We start from the raw sequence: 21,008 nt of genomic DNA on the forward strand, positions 1-21,008 counted from the left end.
TTTGTGGGTGAAAACAATAAATCTAACTTTCAATAAAAAGCACCCACAAAAATTGAAAAAAAATTACTCCATAATTGATGAGGTGTATTCTTCATATTTACGCATCGAATCTTGATCGACCGTGAAAGCAGATTTACGGCAAATTCAATTATTCCACACAGACAGAGGCAATGAATTCAAGAACAAGACAATTGATGAAGTTCTAGATACTTTTCAGATTAATCGGTCGTTAAGCATGAAGGGTTGTCCCTATGACAACGCAGTAGCTGAAGCAACCTTTAAAATTATCAAAACAGAATTTTTTAAAAAATATTTCGGAAATTTAGACCGATTGAAACTGAAATTAGATGATTATGTTCATTGGTTTAATATATTAGAATCCATGGAACACTTGGGTATTTAAGCCCGATGGAGTACAAAGAGAAACACCTCAAACAGTAAAAATCACCAATCATTTTTCAGATCATGTTCTTATTTTAGGTCATAGGAACCGATCGAATAGACCTAAACCAATTTTCCTGAATGAAATGTTAAATATGGTCTCACTCTTCCTTCAATTGAATGAGAAGGGAATGAGCCGGATGTTTACTTTATTAAAACAGATGGATCAGGTAAAATGGTTGATAAAACATGGATTTCATTGTCGGCAGGCAAACTTAGAAATCTGTTTTAAACGGAAATAAAAAAGAGTCGTCGACCCCCAATCGTGCAAAAATCCCCGGGGATCGACGACTCTTTCAAATCTTCATTGAGCCCAAGAAAATCAAAGATTTGATAAAAATTCCACTTTTCGCTAAAATAAAAATAACCAGTCAAGCATTAAAAATGAAATGCTTATTTAACAACGTTTTTTGGGGTTTTTATCTTAACTATGAGGAATTGAAACGGATATATCTGAAATAAAACCGTCTGGGGCAGGTCTCGTTTTTATCTTAACTATGAGGAATTGAAACCACCATCACATCATTGGTTATAAAAACCATGTGCTGGTTTTTATCTTAACTATGAGGAATTGAAACTGCTGTGCTGATCTCAACATCAATTCCAAGTTCCTCCGTTTTTATCTTAACTATGAGGAATTGAAACGACAAACACTATGAATCTCTTCAAAAAGAAAAGGAGTTTTTATCTTAACTATGAGGAATTGAAACCCAGTATCGCTCAGGTAATGGCCGATCTGCAAAACAGTTTTTATCTTAACTATGAGGAATTGAAACTATTCGTCAACAAACGTTTCGTGAAACCATTCTTCGTTTTTATCTTAACTATGAGGAATTGGAACATAAGAAGTGCAGTAAAAATGACAACATTCAAAGCGTTTTTATCTTAACTACGAGGAATTGAAACATGTCCAATCGTTCAACTAAGACTTCGCTAGTCATTGTTTTTATCTTAACTACGAGGAATTGAAACTACTTTCCTTTGTATACATCGAAGGCAAAACGTCCGTTTTTATCTTAACTACGAGGAATTGAAGCCCTGTTGTGGATGGCGTAATTTCCGCCAAAAATATGTTTTTATTTTAAACTATGAAGAAAAACTTTAAACAAAAAAGCACGGCCAATGTGAAGTGACCCATGTCAAGTAGACAGGAACATTTTTATCCATCTTTCAGTATTGAAGTATTTTCATGATATACAAGCCATACTTTTTCAAGAAAAAGAAATCACATATCTATTTTTATAGCGATCATCTCTACAATCCAGCAGGAAATTATGCACAGACTTGTGAAAGATAACGGCCAATCTTATAAAAAATGTATTTAAAAGTGATAGCTTCAAAACTATGAAATTCGTAAGTACAAAGTAAAAGAAAGAGAAAGAATGGAACACCATCAAAGACGAGGAAGCTCGTCCGGATCGTACCAATCGGGAAGAAAGAAGTTAAACTGCAGCCAATCGAATGCTAGACGAAAAAAACTGTAGAGCGCATATGAATCCATATTCAAAAATCCTTCAACGCTTAATTGATGTTTCATTTCCGACGAAGTCGTCCGGGTTGCGTTCTCCAATCCGCAAACTTGGGACGAATAATCATCTGATCGGACCAGCCGTGTAATATTATGCGGTTTAACCAAAGGAATTGCTGCGTTATTTCTGTTAATTATAAAACGACAAGTAAACCGTCACCTTACAACAAACTATTCAAAAATCCAGAGTAGACGAGGCTCTATTCCAATATTCACAATGAGAAGAAGGCCATCCTTTTGTAATTTAACCTGTTCTTTGCCACATCAGTCGGGGACAGGTTTTTTTCTATTTTCATGAACAAAATGCACATAATTATTTTTATTTGCAAAAAAACATTATTCAGAAAATTGCTGCTATAATACCTTTGAAAATGTAAACGCTGTCAAAAAACAAGGGGGTACTGTTGAAATGAAAAAGTGGTGGTTCTTTCTAGTGATGGGGATTGTCGCGGTGATGCTGGCGGCTTGCGGAAGTACTGCGACGACAAAATCATCTAACAAACAAGAAAATTATCCAACAAAACCGATTATGTTTGTCGCTCCTTCAGGTGCTGGGGGCGGCTGGGATTTAACAGCAAGAGCGATTACGAAAATATTGGATGAAACTAATCTGGTGAAGCAAACGATGACGGTAGAGAATAAACCGGGCGGTGGAGGAACCGTGTTTATGGCGGAATATGCAACGCAAGATAAAAACAATGATTATAAGCTGTTTGTCAACTCCCCGCCGATCATTATTAACAACTTAAAGGCGGAAGGAAACAGTCCATATGGTTATAAAGATACAACACCGCTTGCCCAACTAACCAAAGATTTTGGAGCGATCGTGGTCAGAGCGGATTCGAAATTTCAGTCGATGTCTCAATTATTGGATGCAATTAAGCAAAATCCGAAATCGGTGACGTTTGCCGGCGGATCTGCACCAGGATCAATGGATCATTTGGTTGCGATTCTTCCTATTTATAAAACCGGTATCGATCCGAAATTAGTGAAATACGTGTCGTACGATGGCGGAGGGGAAGCAATTGCGGCGCTGCTTGGCGGAAATACCGATGTCATTGCAACCGATGCTTCTTCTGTCGGGGAATATGTAAAAGCAGGAAAAGTGCGGGTGCTTGCTGTCACAGCGCCGGAACGTCTTGGCGGTGTTTTGAAAGATGTACCGACGTTAAAAGAGCTTGGCATTGATGCGGAATTTACAATTTGGCGCGGCGTATTTGGTCCTAAACAAATGTCTGACGATGCGAAAAAGTTTTGGGAAAATACATTCAAAAAATTGTCTGAGCATGAAAAATGGAAAGAGGAGTTAACAAAACAAGGTTGGGAGCCTGAGTACAAAGGTTCCAAAGAATTTACACAATTTTTACAAGAACAAGAACAGCTTATTAGCGACATGTTAAAATCGCTCGGAATGCATAAGTAAGTGAACGGGGGAGAGAATTCTTCCCCATCTTTAAAACAAGAATGGAGGGATGTGAGTGAGTAAAACGTTTGATCGCATTGCTGCCATCACCTTTTTGGCCGTTGGAGCTTTGTTTATGGTGGAAAGTCTGCGAATCTCGAAAAGTGCGTATGGGAGTGCCGTCGGACCAAACGTGTTTCCATTTTTGCTAGGATTTATTCTTGTGTTATTAAGCATTAAACTGCTCTTCGAAACGGCGAGATATGCGCACTCAGAAAGCGAAAAGCAACCGCTGCAATATAAAAAGTTTTTCATCATTTTACTTGCCGCCGTTTTCTATGCTGCTTTATTAGAAACAGTCGGCTATGTGATTACCACTTTTGTCTTTCTTGTTATTGGATTTCAGGCAATGGAAAAAGGTGGGCTGTGGAAATCGGTGTTGTTTGCCGCTTGTTTTTCTCTGGGGGTATACGGGCTATACGTCAAGCTGTTGCAAGGAACGTTGCCTAGCTGGCCAATTTGGTTGCAGTAAAGGAGGTAGAAAAGTTTGGATGCATTGACATTTTTAATTGATGGCTTTCAGACCGCATTGCAGCCGCACAATCTGTTTTTCGCCTTTCTTGGAGTGCTCATCGGAACGGCGGTAGGAGTGCTGCCAGGAATTGGGCCGATGAGCGGGGTAGCGCTGCTCATCCCGGTAACCGCTTCAATGACGTCCGGTCTTGACCCAGCTCAAGCGGCGACAAGCTCAATTATTTTGCTTGCTGGTGTTTATTACGGAGCGATGTACGGCGGTTCGACAACATCAATTTTATTAAATACGCCTGGAGAGTCCTCCTCTGTTGTAACAACATTGGACGGTTATCAAATGGCAAAGCAGGGAAGGGCGGGGGCAGCTTTAGCGATTGCGGCGATCGGTTCATTTGTTGCCGGGTTCGTTTCCTTAATTGCCCTTGTGCTGTTGGCAGAGCCGCTTTCCAATGTAGCGTTGAAATTCGGCCCAGCGGAATATTTTTCCTTAATGCTTCTCGGATTGGCTGCTGTCAGTGGACTGGCGGGAAACTCGATGACAAAAGCGTGGATGATGACTGTTTTCGGCTTATTGCTTTCGACCATTGGTCTTGATAATGTATCAGGTGTGGCACGGTTTACGTATAACATTTCGTTTCTATACGGGGGCTTGGAATTTTTAACGGTAGCGGTCGGCTTGTTTGCCTTAGGAGAAGTATTCAAAGCCATTCTTCATAAGGAGAAAAATGACGGCGAAATCGCAAAAATCGGCCGCATCCTTCCGTCGAAAGCAGAAGCAAAAGAAAGCGTGGGTCCGATTGCGCGCGGATCGCTGCTAGGCTTTTTCGTCGGCGTATTGCCGGGAGCAGGGGCGACGCTCGCCTCGTTTTTCTCTTATATCATGGAAAAGAAATTAAGCAAAACGCCTGAAAAATTTGGAAAGGGAACGATTGCCGGCGTGGCGGCGCCGGAATCAGCGAACAATGCCGCTTCAGGAGGGGCGATGATTCCGCTGTTGACGCTCGGAATCCCTGGCTCTGGGACGACGGCGATTTTAATGGGTGCGTTAATTATGTATAACGTCCAGCCGGGTCCTCTTCTGTTCGACGAACATCCAGATGTTGCATGGGGGCTTATTGCCAGCATGTTTATCGGCAATGTGATGCTACTTATTTTAAACATGCCTCTTGTCAAAATATTTGCTAAAATTATTGAAACCCCGACTAAATATTTGCTGCCGCTTATTGTTGCGATTTCGGTTTTCGGTGTTTATGCGGTGCAAGTCACAATATTTGATGTGTTTCTACTCATTGGGTTTGGCCTTTTAGGCTATTTGCTGGCACAACATGACTTTCCCCTTGCTCCGCTTGTATTAGGGATGGTACTTGGTCCGATGATCGAAAATAACATGCGAAGAGCACTTACAGCGTCGAATGGCGATTTTATGGTGTTTTTTGAAAAACCAATCTCACTTGTACTACTGATCATAGCGTTTTTATGGATTGTTGTGCCATTTATCATGAAATTAAAAGGGAAGTCGATTATTGTAAACGAAGATATGTAATAAGGGAAAGACTATTGCCTTTTGGTGGATAGTCTTTCTCTATTTTTAGTCAAGGAGAGAGTAAAATGAAGCTGCAAACGCGTCTGGTGATCATTATTTGTTCATTGCTTTTATTTGTTATTATTTTTCTTTCCTTTTTGTTTCAGTACATGCTTGCGGCAACACTGAAAGATCAAATCGGAATGCGGGCGCTGAATGTAGCAGAAACGGTGGCTGCTACGCCGCACATTCGGGACGCTTTTAAACAGCCGAACCCTCATCAACAAATTCAGCCGTTTGCAGAAATGATTCGTCGAAAAACAGGCGCAGAGTACGTTGTCGTGGGAAACAGACAAGGAATTCGTTACGCCCATCCGCTCCCAGATCGAATTGGGAAGAAGATGGTCGGGGGAGATAATCACGAGGTCCTTAAAGGAAAAGCGATTATTTCTGAAGCGATTGGTTCGCTCGGTCCAGCGATACGCGGAAAAGCACCGATTTTCAATGAGCGGGGAAATGTGGTGGGCATTGTATCGGTAGGCTTTTTGCTGGAAGATATTGAGGATATCGTTTGGTCATATACCTCAAACATTTTTTTATTTTCTATCCTTGCACTATTGCTAGGGATTATTGGAGCGGTTGTTATTGCCAAAACGGTAAAAAAATCGATTCATGGATTGGAACCGAAAGAAATCGGGCTATTATACCAAGAAAAGCAGGCGATTTTAGAAGCGATTCGTGAGGGAATTGTTGCTGTGAATCAGGAAGGAATCATTACAATGGTCAATAAAACGGCGATGACGCTGTTAGGGTATGAGAGAGAACAAGATGTGCTAGGAAAATATATTTTACATATTATTCCTCATTCTAGGCTGTTAGAAGTAATTCGAACAGGTGAAGCAGAATATGATGACGAAATGATATTAGGTGAAGAAACGATCATTACTAATCGCATTCCGATTGTTGATAAAAAAGAAAACGTCATTGGGGCGGTATCGACATTTCGCAATAAGTCGGAACTGTACCGATTGACAAAAGAGCTTTCCCAGCTAAAAAGCTATGCCGATGCACTGCGGGCGCAGACACATGAATTTTCCAATAAATTATATCTTATTTCTGGATTGATTCAGCTGGAATCTTATGAAGAAGCGTTGGAACTCATTACAAAAGAAACAAACATGCAGCAGGATATCGTTCGTTTTGTGATGAAAGAAGTACCTGACCCGATTGTTGGAGGGCTGTTAATCGGAAAATTTAACCGAGCTAATGAGCTGAAAATTCAATTTGATATTGATCGGCAAAGCAGCTTTAAAGATATTCCGAAACAATTGGACCGCGATCATCTTGTTACGATTATCGGCAATATTATTGATAATGCCATGGAGGCGGCATTGCATAATGGGCGTGACCAAAAGCGGGTCAACGTCTTTTTAACCGATCTTGGCGACGATCTAATCATTGAAGTGGAAGATAACGGAACGGGTATTCAGGAAGAGATTGCTGAACAAATATTTGAACGGGGATTTTCCACCAAGGGGAAAGCACAGAGAGGATACGGTCTGGATTTAGTAAAAAATTCGTTAAAGGTGCTTGGAGGGCACATTACTTATCAATCAGAGCGAGAAAAAGGAACCGTTTTTACCGTTATCATTCCGAAGCAACGGGAGGAATTATGATGGAATACACTATTCAAGTGCTCATTGTCGAAGATGATAAACGTATTGCCGAAATTAACCGCCGCTTTGTTGAAAAAGTAGAAGGATATAAAGTGGTCGGGATTGCCACAAATGAACAGGAAGGGAAAGAACTGATAGAAGTGCTGCAACCCGATTTAGTGCTGCTGGACATTTATTTTCCTGATATGAATGGGATTCAATTTTTAAAATGGATTCGCGAGCATTTTGCGAATATCGATATTATTATGATTACAGCTGCCAGAGAAATTGATACATTAAAGCAAGCGATGCATGGCGGAGTGTTTGACTATATTATCAAGCCGATTATGCTCGACCGTTTTACTGAAACATTGATGAAATACAAAGAATATTTTTATAAAATGCATGAACTGATGAAGGAAAAAGAATTGATTGGACAGGAGGAAATCGATCAATTAATTCGACGGGAACGTACCTTTGGAGACGCAGAAGAACTGCCAAAAGGAATTCACCGATTGACATTGGAGAAAGTGCTGGCGGTAGTGAAGCAATATCGGGACGGCATTACAGCGGAAGAAGTAGGAAAACTTATTGGCGCGAGCCGAACGACATCAAGAAGATATTTAGAATATCTTGTTTCCATTTCTCAAGTGACAGCTGACATTTTGTACGGCTCTGTTGGAAGGCCAGAGAGAATTTACAACTGTAGATGAGCAAAATCACTAACATAAATTTACATCGAAACAAAAAAGGAGACATGAACCCGATTCCTTGGTTAGAATAGATGTGCCAACAAACCATTCACACAAGGAGGTTCATGTCTCATGAATAGATTAGCACATCATCAAGGAATCCACAAGTTTTTCACGATGTTGGGGTTGGCACTTTATTTTTCAAAACCTGTCATGAAGCATCTCGTTCATATCGTGGATGCGATGATCACGAAAGGCTTTTCTGGAACGTTGACCGATCTTCATCATTGGAGCTTTCACCCCAATCATCGAACGACACTCAGCCATTTTTTCACGAAAAGCCCTTGGGATGAAGAGACGCTGCTTCGCAAACTCCAGCAATGGATGCTTCATCGTGTCGAACGGATCGCCAAACAGAAAAATCAACCCCTTTTTGTTTCGATCGATGATACGATTTGCCAAAAAATCAAGCCTTCGTCACGGGCAACGCACGCCATTCAAGGGTGTGATTGGCACTATTCTCACACAGAGAAAAAGTCGATCTGGGGACATTCTCTTGTTTGGCTCATGGTTCATACGATGACCCAGGCTTTTCCCTTTGCGTTCCGCCTCTACGACAAGGCCGCTGGGAAAAGCAAGGGGGAACTCGCGATCGAGATGCTTTCTTCTTTGGATGTACGCCGTCCCGTTTATGTGCTGATGGATTCGTGGTATCCATCGCAAGCGCTCGTGGAAGCCTGTCTGAAAAAAGGATTTCACGTCATCGCGATGCTCAAAACGAACCGGATTCTCTATCCGAAAGGCATCGCCATCCAAGCCAAACAGTTTGCCCGCTATATCGAACCGAACGACACCCATCTCGTCACGGTGGGAGAAGAGCGTTATCGCGTGTATCGCTACGAGGGATCGCTGAAAGGTCTCGATGATGCCGTTGTGTTGTTGGCTTGGAAAGCCGATCAGCCGATGACACCCGAACATCTTCACTGCGTCTTGAGCACCGACCGGGAGCTAAGCGATGAAGAGATCTTGCGCTACTATGCCCAACGTTGGTCGATCGAATGCTTTTTTCGACAAGCGAAAGACCAGCTGAAGCTCGATGGGTACCGCGTTCGTCAACGTCGGGCGGTGAAACGGTATTGGATCTTGGTGCAACTCGCTTATGTGTACAGTATGGTCGAGTCCAACCGGGATTTCTCTACTGGGCTTGATCTTCTCCGAACGAAGAAAGGGCATAGTCTCGTCGAGTTCATTTACCATGCAGCGAAGCAAGATATTCCCATTGATGTTGTCAAAAAACAGCTCCATGTGGCATAAGGGATACCCTGTTTGTCTCTTTTGGTATGGTAATTATTGTTATGAAAATTGCTCATCTACAGTTACAAGTTAAAACGATAAGGAGGAAGACTACTTAGATGTTTTTTATTCTGATTTTGCTTCATGTCATTTTACCGATATTTTGCTTGCAGGTATTGGCGGTTCCCATCGTTGCTGTTTTTTATGGTTTTCAGACGCCTTCTTCTTTCGCCGGCGCGGCGATTGTCGCTATGATTATGTTTGTATTGCATCTTGGTGGAGTGGAGTGATTACTTATTCGCTATTCATCGGTAGGCCGTATCCTTGCTCAAAAACACAGCGTTTTATGTGTTGAAGATGGTCTCACTCTCACCGCAAATGAGAAAGAAGGATAAACCCAGAACATAGTGTTTTATCCGTGGAATATGGACACTACCGGATGATGCCGCTTAAGCGTATTGATTTCAATACTGTTTAGTTCAGAGACCGTGACGATGATGGTCTATCTCCGAAAATCTTATTCTCTATAAATGTAACAAACGGTGCGAACCGTCTAGTTCGGCTGTTTGCTTTATTAAAACAGATTGGATCAGGTAAAATATTTCAGATAAAACACGGATTTGATTGTTGGCCTGCAAACGTGGAAAGCCTGTTTTAAATGAAATTTGTCGTCGACCTCCAATCGTGCAAAAATCCTGGGGGATCGACGACTCTTTTAAATCTCCAATGAGCCCACGCAAATCAAAGGATTGATAAAATGTAACTCCTTCGCTAAAATAAAAATAACTCATAAATCATTTTAAACTAAATACTTATATAACAGCGATTTTTGGGGTTTTTATCTTAACTATAAGGAATTGAAACTTTTTCGGAGCCCATCAATTGGATTGCACCAACTTCGTTTTTATCTTAACTATAAGGAATTGAAACGATTCCCTTCCGTCCATATCAATTGCCAATACTTGTTTTTATCTTAACTATGAAGAAAAATTTTAACCAAAAAAACATACTAAGATTAGTAGCACAGACCACGGCCATGGTCTGTGCTACTATTTTTTTATAGTAGAAGTGGAGAATAGGTCGTGACAGCCCCAGAACCTTGAGATCGTAATGAAAAAACTGGCCTACTTCACTGCCCTTATAAGAATCAGTTTCAGTATGTTGGATCCTTGAGATCGTGTATAAGAAAAGGGAATCGGTAAGGTGAAGTGAAGACTTCTACATAAAAATCAGGAGGAATGTATATGCAAAGCGTCATTGCTTTTGATGTCAGTATGGGAATACCTCAATATCATAAATAACGATAACTTGCTTATTGTTGTATTCTTTAAATGTAGGAGTAATGTCTCTTTGTTGTTTTGAAGGTTCTTTATCATGTATTTCTGAAAAAAAATGACAATTGCATGGTATCATTCATTTTAGTAGTCTTTTGATTACTCATAAAAAATCGCCCTTTTTCTAAAATGTTTGTTTGGTCACTTACCTTTTACTAGAAAGGGTGATTTTTTTGTATTTTTAAGCATGAATTAAAAGAAAGAGGCTGCCAAAAAGTGAAAATTAGTCATTTTTTGGACATCCCCTTACTTGTTATGAGTTGACCGTCATTAATTCGTAGAATTCGATCCCCTAGCTTAGCCACCTTATCATCATGGGTCGCAACAAGCACTGCAGCACCTTTTTCTTTGAAAGAAAGAATATGAGACATTACTGTTTGCGCTGTCTCGCTATCAAGGGCTGCTGTCGGCTCATCGGCGAGTATCACATCAGGATTGTTCACCAGAGCACGAGCAATAGCAACTCGCTGTCGTTCACCTCCAGAAAGTTCTGATGGTTTCTTCTTTAATGCCCAATCCAGGCCGACTTTCTCTAATGCCTCTAATACTCTATTTTTTCTCTCCTTACGTCCTGGTAAGGGTCTTGCATATTGCAATGGTATCATGACATTACTTTCAACAGTTTCATTCTCAATTATTGCGTAATCCTGATGGATATATCCAAAATACTCATTTCGTAGACGAGCCCTATTACGATCGCGTTCTGATACTTCTCTTCCTTGAATGAGGATATGGCCCCGCGTTGGCTTACTAATTAATCCTAATATATTTAATAATGTAGATTTACCGCTACCTGACGCCCCCATCAAAATAACACATTCACCAGCATTCAGTCGTAAAGAAACTTTTTCAAGAGCCGTTACTTGTGTGCGATCCCTACCATAAACCTTCGAAATGTTTCGAGCTTCAAGGATTGGTTTCATTTTCAGCCTCCTATCTTTTTTGTGCTGCGCATGGACCATAACCATAATATAAAAAATGTCACTAAGATTCCTAACATAACCCATAACGGTACATTTGGTGATGGTGCACCCGCAAGATGTAAGTAACATAAGAGCAGTGTAAGTATCGTAATCGGTGGGATCAGCACCACCGCTGCCAAAAATCCCCCAATGCGAAGACTAATATGAAAAGGCGTTGCTCCATACATAACCCTGATTTTAAAAGCCCGATGCTCTTGACGAATCGTCAAACGTGCAGAGGACACGAAAGCAATAAAAACTAGTAACAGAAAACTTAACATACCTACAATATATATAGCGGAACGTCCCATTATTTCACGAAATCGTTGAGGTTGATCCACAGCTATGTCATGGGGAATAAGAAACAAGTCACTATTTGCACTCATCTTAACAAACGTACCTACCGCTTTAGCTTCCGGATCAAGCAAGACCGTTCGAGCTATAGCTTCTTCTTGCTCAATAGGACTGAGTAGTGGAAGAAGGTTAGATGGTGCTCTAATCACGATGCGATTGTCTAAGGGTAAACCTGCCGCCGAAGGATCAAAAAAGGTAGCTCCTGCAGGAAGTGTGCCGACTACTGGTATGTTTTCTCCTGCTATATTTACAGAGTCCATATTTTCACCAGCAAGTTTTGACCCTTGCATAGCACATGGTACGGATTCGCACAGCTGAAGCTCAGGAAATAAATCTGAAATAACATCACCGAACAGTATTAGTGTAAGATGTCCATCTGCAAATTCAGGATCATCAAGTCCCATGTTATTAATGATTGCAGTATAGCCCTTTTGATCGTTGATTTGGTCTATCACAAATTGTATAGTATCCGTCCCTACTTGACTCGGTTCACCATCGGATGGATAGTAAGGGGTAAAAGTGACAGCGTGCTGTTCCCGTAATTGCTGGCCTCCTTTTAATACAGCAACCTGGGATACAACATCCTCTAAGGCCAGTGCAAAAACAACGCAGGCTGCGGTAATCATCAATGAAATTCCTAACATGGCCTGCCAACGTCGGCAAGCCATAATAACCCCTGCCCACAACTCACGCATCAACATTTACCTCCTTGTTTGTCTTTATAACCACATAAAGTATCAAAGACCATGTCAAGATGACAATAATGAATGAGATAGCAATACTAGCGAATGTTTGTAAATTGAATAATGGGATATCAGTATGGCTAACTTCTGCTATTAGAAGTTTTGACATAATTCCACCTATAGCACTCCCTATTAGAAGACCAGCTATCCCAAATAATAGATTTTCTCGCACGAGGGTAGTGGGCAAGGCTCCATAACGTCTTCGAATGCCAAACTCTCGAGCACGTTCTTGATTGTATAAAAACCAGTCCAAAACAACACATAAAAGACCCATAACTAGAAAAATGACAGTGATTACAACAAATGGATTATTAATGAAATATGTAAATAATGGGATTTCCTTACTTACCTGAGGGACAAACCCCATCTGATAGAACAAGTTTAATATATGTTTTACTTGATCCGGATCCGAAGTATTTATCGTGTAATTTCCAGGAGGTAGTGGATCTAGATTAATCGTACGTGCATATTGATAATCATCTGTTGCAGATGGCGAATCAATCACTCCGGAAATTTCAACTTCCTTTGGTAAAAGAGATGCTGTACCAGAATTCGACCACTGTTTTTCAGTGTATGTACCTCGGAAAAGATAGGCATGAGAAGTTGTTAAGTCCGTACTTTCATCTGAATCTTTTGGAAACCAAGGCAGGGATCCATGTGGGTCGTAAACAATGATTTCAGGTCGACCATCGCCTAACGAAGAATAAACAAGAGATAGTGACTGTTTATCAATATAGTCAATTAACATACTTTGTGCAGAAGATGCTTCAGTTTTTGTAACCTCTTGTGGACCATTAATCATGGTCAAGACAGTTATTTCTCCTGTTAAGCCGAATGTGATTTCTTGGCGGCTTTCAAGCGTCCATTGAAATGCTTGCACCATGAAAGATGTTAGCATGCTGAGAAGGACGCTACTAAGTGCAAGTCTTAAATTTAATAGAAACCATTTATTTGTATTCATGTCAACGCCCTCCTCAATTTACGTGCTTTGATCCAAATTCTAGAAAGTAAAACTTAATTAGGTTATAATTTTAGAAGTAAATAAAGTTATAGTTATAGCGAGTTACATATTTGTCACCCCAAAGTGGTGAGTCCCAAACAGAGTCTTGGCGGGAATGAACTCTTGTATCACTTTTCGAACTTGCTTTTGAAGTGTAAAGACGTCCTGTATCAAGAGAAGGTCCCGCCTGACGAGTAAACCGGTGATATCCCTGTTTCGCGTGTTTGCCATTATCATTATACGAGGCTTTGATTTGGACATAGCCATTCCATTTTGCCCCCATTAGTGTTTCCCATGCTTTAGCATAGTTCTGACCGGCTGCTTGTGTTTGAGTAAAAGAGAGACATAAGGTAATTAAAAGCCCCGCAATGATTAAGACAAATACATTTCGCACATAGCGAGAAACTCCAAGACTACTATTCATTTTTTATCCCCCCTTTCCAAGTTTTTCACAGTAATCTTTTCAACAATTTACAATAATATCCTCTCTATTTTGACAAAATGAAACAATATTACTAGCATCAATTAAGGTTTAGTATTTTTGCACGAAAATATATAGGTAAAAATGGTGGAGTAAAATTTATGAAGGATTGGATAATCCAAACATGTCTTTGTTTTTACTACAATAGGATCGCATAAAGGGGACATCACACTTTATTTTTTGCTTCGACAAGTATATAAAATTCCATTAAAATAAAAAGAACCATAAAACTTCCAAACGGAAATTTTATGGTTCCTGTCACATTTCGTATGACGTAAAGCATATATTTCCACAACCATAGAGCCACAAGGCATTTTTAACTTAATAGGATTTATCCCTCAGTAAAGTGTATGTTGCAGTGTGAGTAAAATGTTTGTGGGAGAAATTCTTAGAATTCCCCGATGAGGGGGTTGGGAACGTAGGTTCGCAATCCCCCTCATCGGGGCCACCAAGCAAAGCGCGGTAGGATCCCAAGCAGGAAACATGAAAAAAGGACTCTCTCCCTGGTAAGATGTTCATTGACCACACCACAAACAGGAGGAGAGAGTCCCATGAATATTCAACAACATCTTACCACAAATTCGTTGACATGGAAAGAGATCGAACTTGATTTGTTTCGAGCCCTGCAAAACGCCTTCGCTGAGCTGTTTACGGCTCTGTTGGAGGACATCGACCGACAATTGGCGGAAACCCGGGACAAGCGCCGGTACCACTTGAAAGACAAACGACGCACCACGATTCAAACCTTGTTTGGCGAAGTTACCTTTGAGCGAAACTACTATTTAGACCGAGAACAAAACCGTTACACGTTTTTGCTTGATTCCTTTTTAGCGTTTGATGGATCGCAGTCAATCAGCCCTTGTCTAGAAGATACGGCGGTGGGATTGGCTGTGGAGTGCTCTTCCTATCGCAAAGCGGCTTGTACGCTTGCCCAGATGGTCGGGTATCCGGTGATGAGCCATGAGGCGATCCGCCAGTTGGTGCTCGAGGCTGAAGTTCTGCTGCACTGCCCGGTTGACCAGCGATATGGACGGGTGCTGTTTGTGGAGGCCGATGGACTGTTTGTCTCTCGCCAAGGGAAGGGAAAACGGGCCAAGGAAGACAAAATCCTGACCGTTCACGAAGGGTGGAAGCGCAACGGCTCACGGATCGAATTCGTGAATCAGCGCCATTACGTCCATGAGGGCAAGGGGGAGGTGTGGGAAGGCTTCGAGGAATTTTTGATGAACGAATAGGCCTATGATCCGTGTCGGGATCTTCTTGTCATCAACGGGGACGGCGCTCCATGGATTACCGCGTGCCGGGAGTATTTCAAGGGACGGGTCTGCTTCCAATTGGATCGATTCCACGTGGCGCGTGAGTTGCGCCAATGCCTCTCGGGCCATCCACGGTGGCAGGCGATTCGGCAAAAGCTGGCGAAGCAGGATGAAGAGAAGCTGCTTGTGGAACTAAACAGCGCCCTCGGCACGCTGGGGGACGAAGCGAAAGAACAACAGCTGGCTGCCTTGATCCACCGGATCGAATCGATGCCGGGATGCATCCGTGATTACCGGGAATGGCTGAAGGAGCAAGGAGTGGACACAACGGGCATGTATCCGATGGGGAGGGCTGAAAGCGTGATGAGCCAGCTGGCGTATCGGGTGAAATACCGCCGCAGTTGGACAGACAAGGGACTCGGGGCGTTTTTCAAGGCAATGATTGCCCGGATGGATGGGATTCGTCTTTTCGGACGTCGTTTAGGAGAAGAATCGTCGCAGCCGGCAGAGGAAACGGCGTCGACGGCATCCACCAAACAGACGATCGTGAACAAGGCGAAACAACGCGTCCGGCGTCTTTGGCCGGAGATCACGCGGAATAACGTGCCATATTTACAGCAATCGTCCGGGACACCGATCTATCATGCCCTGTCTGAATTCAAGGGATGGTAAAAAAAGGTGTACATATTCGTCCGTCATGGCAAGGGATGAGAGTCCGAAAGCGCTTACGGATGAAATTCAAAAAAATGGTTCGCTAACCTATGACTTACATCTATTTTCAGCGAACCAAAAAAATTCCCACAAAGTCTTGACTGACTCCGGACCGCATATCTTACCGGCTATCGCCACGATTCTTGCGGAGGGGCTGCAAAAAAGAGCCGAGATCAATCAAACACCGCTTCATATTATTGCTTGTGAAAATATGATTGGCGGAAGTGAAGTGTTAAAAAGCCATGTTTTTGCAAAGATTTCCGAAGCAGATAAGCCGTTGTTCGAAAAGTATTACGGTTTTCTAAATTGTGCGGTAGACCGTATCGTTCCGAATCAAAAAAACGAAGATCCTCTCTCCGTTATGGTCGAGCCGTTTTATGAATGGGTGATCGAAAAACGAAACATCATTGGCGACATTCCGCCGATTCAAGGAGCATATTTTGTTGATGATTTAAAACCTTATATTGAGCGCAAGCTTTTTACCGTAAATACCGGGCATGCGATTGCTAGTTATTTAGGATACTATAAAAAATTGCAAACGATACAAGAAGCAATGAATGATGGAGAGATACGCTCGGATGTGGAAAAAGCGCTGCAAGAATCAGGTGCGGTGTTAGTAAAGAAATATGGATGGAATGAAAACGAACATCAAACTTATATTCAAAAAATCATTCAACGTTTTATGAATCCTTCCATTTCTGATGAAGTCGTCCGGGTTGCTCGTTCTCCAATTCGCAAACTTGGGGCGAATGATCGCCTCATAGGACCGGCCACGCAATATTATGACTTGTTGGGACAAGTACCGCTTGGTTTAGTCAAAGGAATTGCCGCACTGTTATTGTTTGACTATGAAAACGATGACGAAGCAGTTGCGTTGCAAAAAACCATTCAAGAAACAGGAGTAGAAGGGGCCCTATACCAATATTCACAATTAGAAAAAGATCATCCTCTTGTTATAGCAATAAAAGATCAATGGCAGCATTTAAAGTAAACGGATGACCTGCCTTGCCAAAACATTGGCAAGGCAGGTTTTTTTCATGGTTTATTAACAACGTTTGGCAGCAAGACAAACGTTTTATAAAAATATTGCGAAAATACCGCAGACCATGTCGATAATGTTCTGCAAAACATATAACGAATACATAAATGCACATAAAATTTTGAAAGCGCATCATTTTTAGAAGTCTGATTACAAGGTTGTAAAAACTTTGTAGTCAGCTTTTTTAGATGTTGGTGTGTGAAAATGTCGATAGATGAGAAACTTTCCGCAGTTCGAAAATACGACGAAAATGTAAAATCGATGAAGTATTTTCACCAACTGTCGTAAGAAATCAAAAAAGTTAATCCGACGTATCGAAATAATGCTTATCCAGTAATAAAACAATATTTTCTTGTTTTTTTAAATTTCTAAATTGACTAAATTTTTATTTTGTCTTACAATATAAAAAACTTACAAACAAACAATAAAAAGAGGGGAGGCCTAAGACTAGACAAATTTAAATTTAAAAATTGTTATTATCTAAATTATAATTGGTGATTTAACTTATCAATGTGAATAAGAAGGGTGTAAATAGAGAAGAAGTAAATTAGATCATAATATCAAGATTAATTATCCATATTGCATACAACAAATAGCGTTTATAAACCAACAAAAAGATTTTTGTAAGCGATTACCTTATGCTTTGTATGAAAAAATGTTTAAATATTAGCAATTTACTGACCCTAATAATAAACAGAACTTATCTAGAGTTAGTAGTTATTACATATCGAAATAGTCGAAGCAATGAAAAATATAGACTCAATGTTAGATGTTGTAATTATTAAATGTTCAAATCATCGTGACGTGAGATGCTGACAATACTAATGTTAAAAAAGAAGGAGGAATAAATATGTTAGAAACAAACACAAATAAAGAAGCCATCGTACAGACAAAATTAAAAAGAAGCCAAGTTCGCTGGTGCATTGTTGCCATGCTGTTTTTAGTCACTTCTGTCAACTATGCTGATCGCTCAACTATTTCTATAGCAGGACCAGCTATGCAGAAAGAACTAGGCTTAAGCGCTGTCTCAATGGGGTATATTTTTTCGGCCTTTGCTTGGGCTTATGTTATTGGGCAGATTCCTGGAGGATGGTTTTTGGATCGCTATGGTTCTAAAATTGTCTATGCTTTTAGCATCTTTTTTTGGTCACTTTTCACTTTGCTTCAAGGGTTTGTTGGTTTTGTTAGCGCTGGTGCTGTTGTTGTGCTTTTATTTGTCTTCCGTTTTCTTGTGGGACTATCTGAAGCACCATCATTCCCTGCGAACAGTCGAATAGTAGCGGCTTGGTTTCCATCTCAAGAACGTGGAACAGCTGCCGCTTGCTTTAACTCCGCTCAGTATTTTGCAACAGTTATTTTTGCACCTATTTTAGGTTGGATCACAAGTTCTTTTGGCTGGCCATATAACTTCGCATTTATGGGTGTTTTAGGAATTATTTTGTCTTTTGTTTGGATGAAAGTGATTTACAATCCTAAAGATCATCCCCGTGTAAACCAAGCAGAGTTAGAATATATCGAGCAAGGTGGAGCTCTAATTGACATGGACAAAAATAAGAATAGCAACAAAAGTGATGAAAAACCAAAATTAGTTTATCTGAAACAACTATTAAAAAACCGTATGATGATTGGGATTTATATAGCTCAATTCTGTATTAATACACTTACTTACTTCTTTTCAACTTGGTTCCCAGTATATTTAGTTCAGGAACGCCATATGTCTATTCTTAAAGCAGGGTTTGTTGCCTCTCTTCCGGCAATTTGTGGATTTGCAGGGGGAATTTTAGGTGGTATTTTCTCTGACTATTTGCTAAGAAAAGGCTATTCTTTGACAGTAGCAAGAAAAGTTCCTATCGTTCTTGGGATGTTTATGTCTATGAGTTTGATTATTGCTAACTATGTAGATATGAATTGGATTGTTATTGTTGTAATGGCCCTTGCTTTTTTCGGAAAAGGATTTGGCGCATTAGGATGGGCTGTAATGTCCGATACCTCGCCGAAGGAGTTAGCGGGATTAAGTGGTGGTTTATTCAATACATTCGGCAATATTTCAGGAATTACAACACCGATTATCATAGGTTATATTGTTGAAGGAACTGGATCTTTCAACGGAGCACTTATCTTTGTAGGAGTGAATGCACTAGTAGCTATATTCAGCTACCTTGTTATTGTTGGTGAAATCAAACGTGTGGAACTAAAAAAAGCATGATTAGAATGCACATGCTATCAAGTAAATATAAAAATCTTAATGGAGCATAGATGTCCACATCATGCTCCATCTTATTTATAGCTGCCGGAGACCTTTATAGAACATATTGAAATAAGGAATGGAAGCCGCTTATGTAGGTGGGACTAGTGACCTACTATTAATCATTTCATGGATTTCCTACTATCTCATAAAGATAGATTTTAATATTTAATTTTCTCGCAAAATCAGTAGCGTTGCATAAAAAATAAAAACATTTTATGCAGAATTTTCTGAATAAAATATTTTATAATAAACGAAAAACAAGGCAGTAACCAACTAAAGGTGATCACTATCCATTTGGTAATAAATGTATTTGTTTTATTGTTACATGGCTACTGCGCTTCGCCGACTTTTTTCAACTCATTCCCGTTGAATTCGTTCCACCCACACGGTACTTGGTTTCCAAAGAAAAACGCGAAGCCAACGATAAATCTGGGTGAGAGAATGTTTCGATTTCATTTCAAGTTGAATAAGAATGAGTAAACAGTAAGAAATCAGAGCTAAGTAAACCTGATTTTCTACAGCTTCTGGACTCGTTCCATAAAGATGTTTGAGTGTTAAACGTTGCTTAATCCACTTAAAAAATAGTTCAATGGCCCATCGAGAACGATAGATATCACCAAGTTCTTCTGGATCTAGGTCGAATCGGTTCGTAATGATTCGAATTCGATTCCCGTCCGAATCGAATGTTTCGATTAATCGAAAGACATTTTCCGTTCGTTTTTGTGGTGTCCCAATGACCACCATCGAATCAGATAAAATAGAGGAATTGGATGGGACAGAGAACGATTCAAGAAATCGAACATAGGCATTCTTTTTCAGACGGGAGGCGAAAAAGAGGCCTTTATCACAGTAATAATCGAACTTTTCGTAGTCTACATAACCACGATCAAACACGTACATGGCATCTGTTTCGTCGATCAGTTGTTCCATTTGTGTTCGATCATTGTTCCCTGCTGGGGTCATGACCATTTTTTCCGGATAAACCGTATCTTCATTGACAAACACCAGTCGTAAATGAACCTTAATTCCCGACTTCGTTTTGCGAAACGTAGCCCATTGATATTTTTTCAGATTCAGTGAAATGGTCGTAGAATCCACGATTTTTAAGCCACTCACCTGACTGGAGGAATTCGTGGACATCTGGCGGATTTGATTCACTAAATCCAGAAAGATTTCTGCGAGCAATTCGGGTTTTACTTGGCGATGTTTTCGAGAAAGTTGTGAAGCACTAATAGATGTCAATCCTAATTCTCGCTGAAAATCATCCAGTAACGCATCATCGGCGATGGCGCGCAGTCCTTCTCGTTGTTGAAGTTGAGCATGCAAAAACAAAAGTAAATACGCTTTTGTGGTTAATTTTTTCGTATATTTATCTTGTTTCATCTCTTCAATTCTTTGTGTAAATTTAACAGAATTGAGAGGAGTGACCCATTTACCAAATGAAGAAAATAGTGTATCCTTGTCCATAGGCTTCATCCTTTATATTGGATTTGGACAGGGATCACCTGTACCATCCATTATAAAGGATTTTTTATGGACTTTTTTCAATTCGGAATTTTCGAATTAAATTAATGCAACGCTAGTGTCGCAAAATAAAAAATTTAATTGATTATTTATAAATTTATAAATTGACTAAATATTCATTTTGTCTTACAATATAAATAACTTACAAATAAACAATAAAGGAAACTAATTGGATAATCAGGTTTAACTTTGCGATTTTTTATTTACAATCGAGCAAAAAATAGAAAATAGCTATATTTAGCTTAATTCATATGTGATTTATTTTTTAATATCCAACTCCATAAATAATAAA

14 protein-coding genes, 2 pseudogenes and 1 CRISPR repeat array are annotated in these 21,008 nt (G+C 40.3%); of the genes and pseudogenes, 11 read left to right on the forward strand and 5 right to left on the reverse strand.

The window, feature by feature from the left end; genetic code table 11:
• Window positions 1–130: 130 nt before the first annotated feature.
• From NSQ94_RS08755 to NSQ94_RS08790, 8 genes and pseudogenes are all read left to right on the forward strand, one after another.
• Window positions 131–441 (forward strand): annotated as a pseudogene (locus tag NSQ94_RS08755) (IS3 family transposase); the annotation flags it as partial.
• Between the two features lie 415 nt (window positions 442–856).
• Window positions 857–1,478: direct repeats of the CRISPR family, unit length 30 nt; unit sequence GTTTTTATCTTAACTATGAGGAATTGAAAC.
• Between the two features lie 900 nt (window positions 1,479–2,378).
• Window positions 2,379–3,392 carry a tripartite tricarboxylate transporter substrate binding protein gene (locus NSQ94_RS08760; protein WP_339230580.1) on the forward strand — a complete coding sequence of 338 codons (1,014 nt, stop codon included), beginning with the start codon at window positions 2,379–2,381 and terminating at the stop codon, window positions 3,390–3,392.
• Window positions 3,393–3,447: 55 nt separating this feature from the next.
• Window positions 3,448–3,903, forward strand: coding sequence for a tripartite tricarboxylate transporter TctB family protein (locus NSQ94_RS08765; protein WP_339230582.1), 456 nt, complete (start codon window positions 3,448–3,450; stop codon window positions 3,901–3,903).
• Window positions 3,904–3,918: 15 nt separating this feature from the next.
• Complete coding sequence (locus tag NSQ94_RS08770; protein WP_339230584.1) at window positions 3,919–5,445, forward strand: tripartite tricarboxylate transporter permease; 1,527 nt, start codon at window positions 3,919–3,921, stop codon at window positions 5,443–5,445.
• Between the two features lie 65 nt (window positions 5,446–5,510).
• Complete coding sequence (locus tag NSQ94_RS08775; RefSeq protein WP_327848656.1) at window positions 5,511–7,100, forward strand: sensor histidine kinase; 1,590 nt, start codon at window positions 5,511–5,513, stop codon at window positions 7,098–7,100.
• On the forward strand, window positions 7,100–7,792 hold the full coding sequence (locus tag NSQ94_RS08780) for a response regulator (protein ID WP_339230719.1): 693 nt from the start codon (window positions 7,100–7,102) through the stop codon (window positions 7,790–7,792). Before NSQ94_RS08775 ends, NSQ94_RS08780 begins: the two co-directional genes overlap by 1 nt.
• A 111-nt stretch (window positions 7,793–7,903) precedes the next feature.
• Window positions 7,904–9,085 carry an IS701 family transposase gene (locus tag NSQ94_RS08785; protein WP_311066339.1) on the forward strand — a complete coding sequence of 394 codons (1,182 nt, stop codon included), beginning with the start codon at window positions 7,904–7,906 and terminating at the stop codon, window positions 9,083–9,085.
• Window positions 9,086–9,183: 98 nt separating this feature from the next.
• A complete protein-coding gene (locus NSQ94_RS08790; RefSeq protein ID WP_327848658.1) occupies window positions 9,184–9,354 on the forward strand; it encodes a hypothetical protein in 171 nt (56 codons plus the stop codon).
• Window positions 9,355–10,625: 1,271 nt separating this feature from the next.
• Here NSQ94_RS08790 and NSQ94_RS08795 read toward each other — a convergent pair.
• From NSQ94_RS08795 to NSQ94_RS08810, 4 genes are all read right to left on the reverse strand, one after another.
• The gene (locus tag NSQ94_RS08795; protein WP_339230587.1) at window positions 10,626–11,321 is read right to left on the reverse strand and encodes an ABC transporter ATP-binding protein; all 696 of its coding nucleotides are present in this window, start codon (window positions 11,319–11,321) and stop codon (window positions 10,626–10,628) included.
• Window positions 11,322–11,323: 2 nt separating this feature from the next.
• Window positions 11,324–12,409 carry a hypothetical protein gene (locus NSQ94_RS08800; RefSeq protein WP_094245971.1) on the reverse strand — a complete coding sequence of 362 codons (1,086 nt, stop codon included), beginning with the start codon at window positions 12,407–12,409 and terminating at the stop codon, window positions 11,324–11,326.
• Window positions 12,402–13,418 (reverse strand): FtsX-like permease family protein, encoded by a 1,017-nt coding sequence (locus tag NSQ94_RS08805; protein ID WP_327848659.1) that lies wholly within the window; start codon window positions 13,416–13,418, stop codon window positions 12,402–12,404. Before NSQ94_RS08805 ends, NSQ94_RS08800 begins: the two co-directional genes overlap by 8 nt.
• A gap of 70 nt (window positions 13,419–13,488) precedes the next feature.
• On the reverse strand, window positions 13,489–13,881 hold the full coding sequence (locus NSQ94_RS08810) for a hypothetical protein (protein ID WP_094245969.1): 393 nt from the start codon (window positions 13,879–13,881) through the stop codon (window positions 13,489–13,491).
• Window positions 13,882–14,489: 608 nt separating this feature from the next.
• Here NSQ94_RS08810 and NSQ94_RS08815 point away from each other — a divergent pair.
• The 3 genes and pseudogenes from NSQ94_RS08815 to NSQ94_RS08825 all read left to right on the forward strand — a co-directional run bounded on the left by NSQ94_RS08815 (window position 14,490) and on the right by NSQ94_RS08825 (window position 19,150).
• Window positions 14,490–15,866: pseudogene (locus tag NSQ94_RS08815) on the forward strand (ISLre2 family transposase).
• 25 nt (window positions 15,867–15,891) lie between these two features.
• Window positions 15,892–16,896, forward strand: a complete 1,005-nt coding sequence (locus NSQ94_RS08820) for a mannitol-1-phosphate 5-dehydrogenase (RefSeq protein ID WP_339230589.1) — start codon at window positions 15,892–15,894, stop codon at window positions 16,894–16,896.
• 898 nt (window positions 16,897–17,794) lie between these two features.
• Complete coding sequence (locus NSQ94_RS08825) at window positions 17,795–19,150, forward strand: MFS transporter (protein ID WP_339230591.1); 1,356 nt, start codon at window positions 17,795–17,797, stop codon at window positions 19,148–19,150.
• 399 nt (window positions 19,151–19,549) lie between these two features.
• Here the strand turns inward: NSQ94_RS08825 and NSQ94_RS08830 are convergent, their stop codons facing one another.
• The gene (locus tag NSQ94_RS08830) at window positions 19,550–20,659 is read right to left on the reverse strand and encodes an IS4 family transposase (protein ID WP_144596560.1); all 1,110 of its coding nucleotides are present in this window, start codon (window positions 20,657–20,659) and stop codon (window positions 19,550–19,552) included.
• Window positions 20,660–21,008: the final 349 nt, after the last annotated feature.

It is taken from the genome of Aeribacillus sp. FSL K6-2833 (assembly GCF_037965815.1).
Lineage (GTDB): Bacteria > Bacillota > Bacilli > Bacillales > Aeribacillaceae > Aeribacillus > Aeribacillus composti.

Excerpts from the sequence above, each read along its gene's own strand:
- NSQ94_RS08760 (WP_339230580.1), top strand. The coding sequence starts at position 2,379 with ATGAAAAAGTGGTGGTTCTTTCTAGTGATGGGGATTGTCGCGGTGATG.
- NSQ94_RS08775 (WP_327848656.1), top strand. The coding sequence starts at position 5,511 with ATGAAGCTGCAAACGCGTCTGGTGATCATTATTTGTTCATTGCTTTTA.
- NSQ94_RS08780 (WP_339230719.1), top strand. The coding sequence starts at position 7,100 with ATGGAATACACTATTCAAGTGCTCATTGTCGAAGATGATAAACGTATT.
- NSQ94_RS08785 (WP_311066339.1), top strand. The coding sequence starts at position 7,904 with ATGAATAGATTAGCACATCATCAAGGAATCCACAAGTTTTTCACGATG.
- NSQ94_RS08790 (WP_327848658.1), top strand. The coding sequence starts at position 9,184 with ATGTTTTTTATTCTGATTTTGCTTCATGTCATTTTACCGATATTTTGC.
- NSQ94_RS08795 (WP_339230587.1), bottom strand. The coding sequence starts at position 11,321 with ATGAAACCAATCCTTGAAGCTCGAAACATTTCGAAGGTTTATGGTAGG.
- NSQ94_RS08800 (WP_094245971.1), bottom strand. The coding sequence starts at position 12,409 with ATGCGTGAGTTGTGGGCAGGGGTTATTATGGCTTGCCGACGTTGGCAG.
- NSQ94_RS08805 (WP_327848659.1), bottom strand. The coding sequence starts at position 13,418 with ATGAATACAAATAAATGGTTTCTATTAAATTTAAGACTTGCACTTAGT.
- NSQ94_RS08810 (WP_094245969.1), bottom strand. The coding sequence starts at position 13,881 with ATGAATAGTAGTCTTGGAGTTTCTCGCTATGTGCGAAATGTATTTGTC.
- NSQ94_RS08820 (WP_339230589.1), top strand. The coding sequence starts at position 15,892 with ATGGCAAGGGATGAGAGTCCGAAAGCGCTTACGGATGAAATTCAAAAA.
- NSQ94_RS08825 (WP_339230591.1), top strand. The coding sequence starts at position 17,795 with ATGTTAGAAACAAACACAAATAAAGAAGCCATCGTACAGACAAAATTA.
- NSQ94_RS08830 (WP_144596560.1), bottom strand. The coding sequence starts at position 20,659 with ATGGACAAGGATACACTATTTTCTTCATTTGGTAAATGGGTCACTCCT.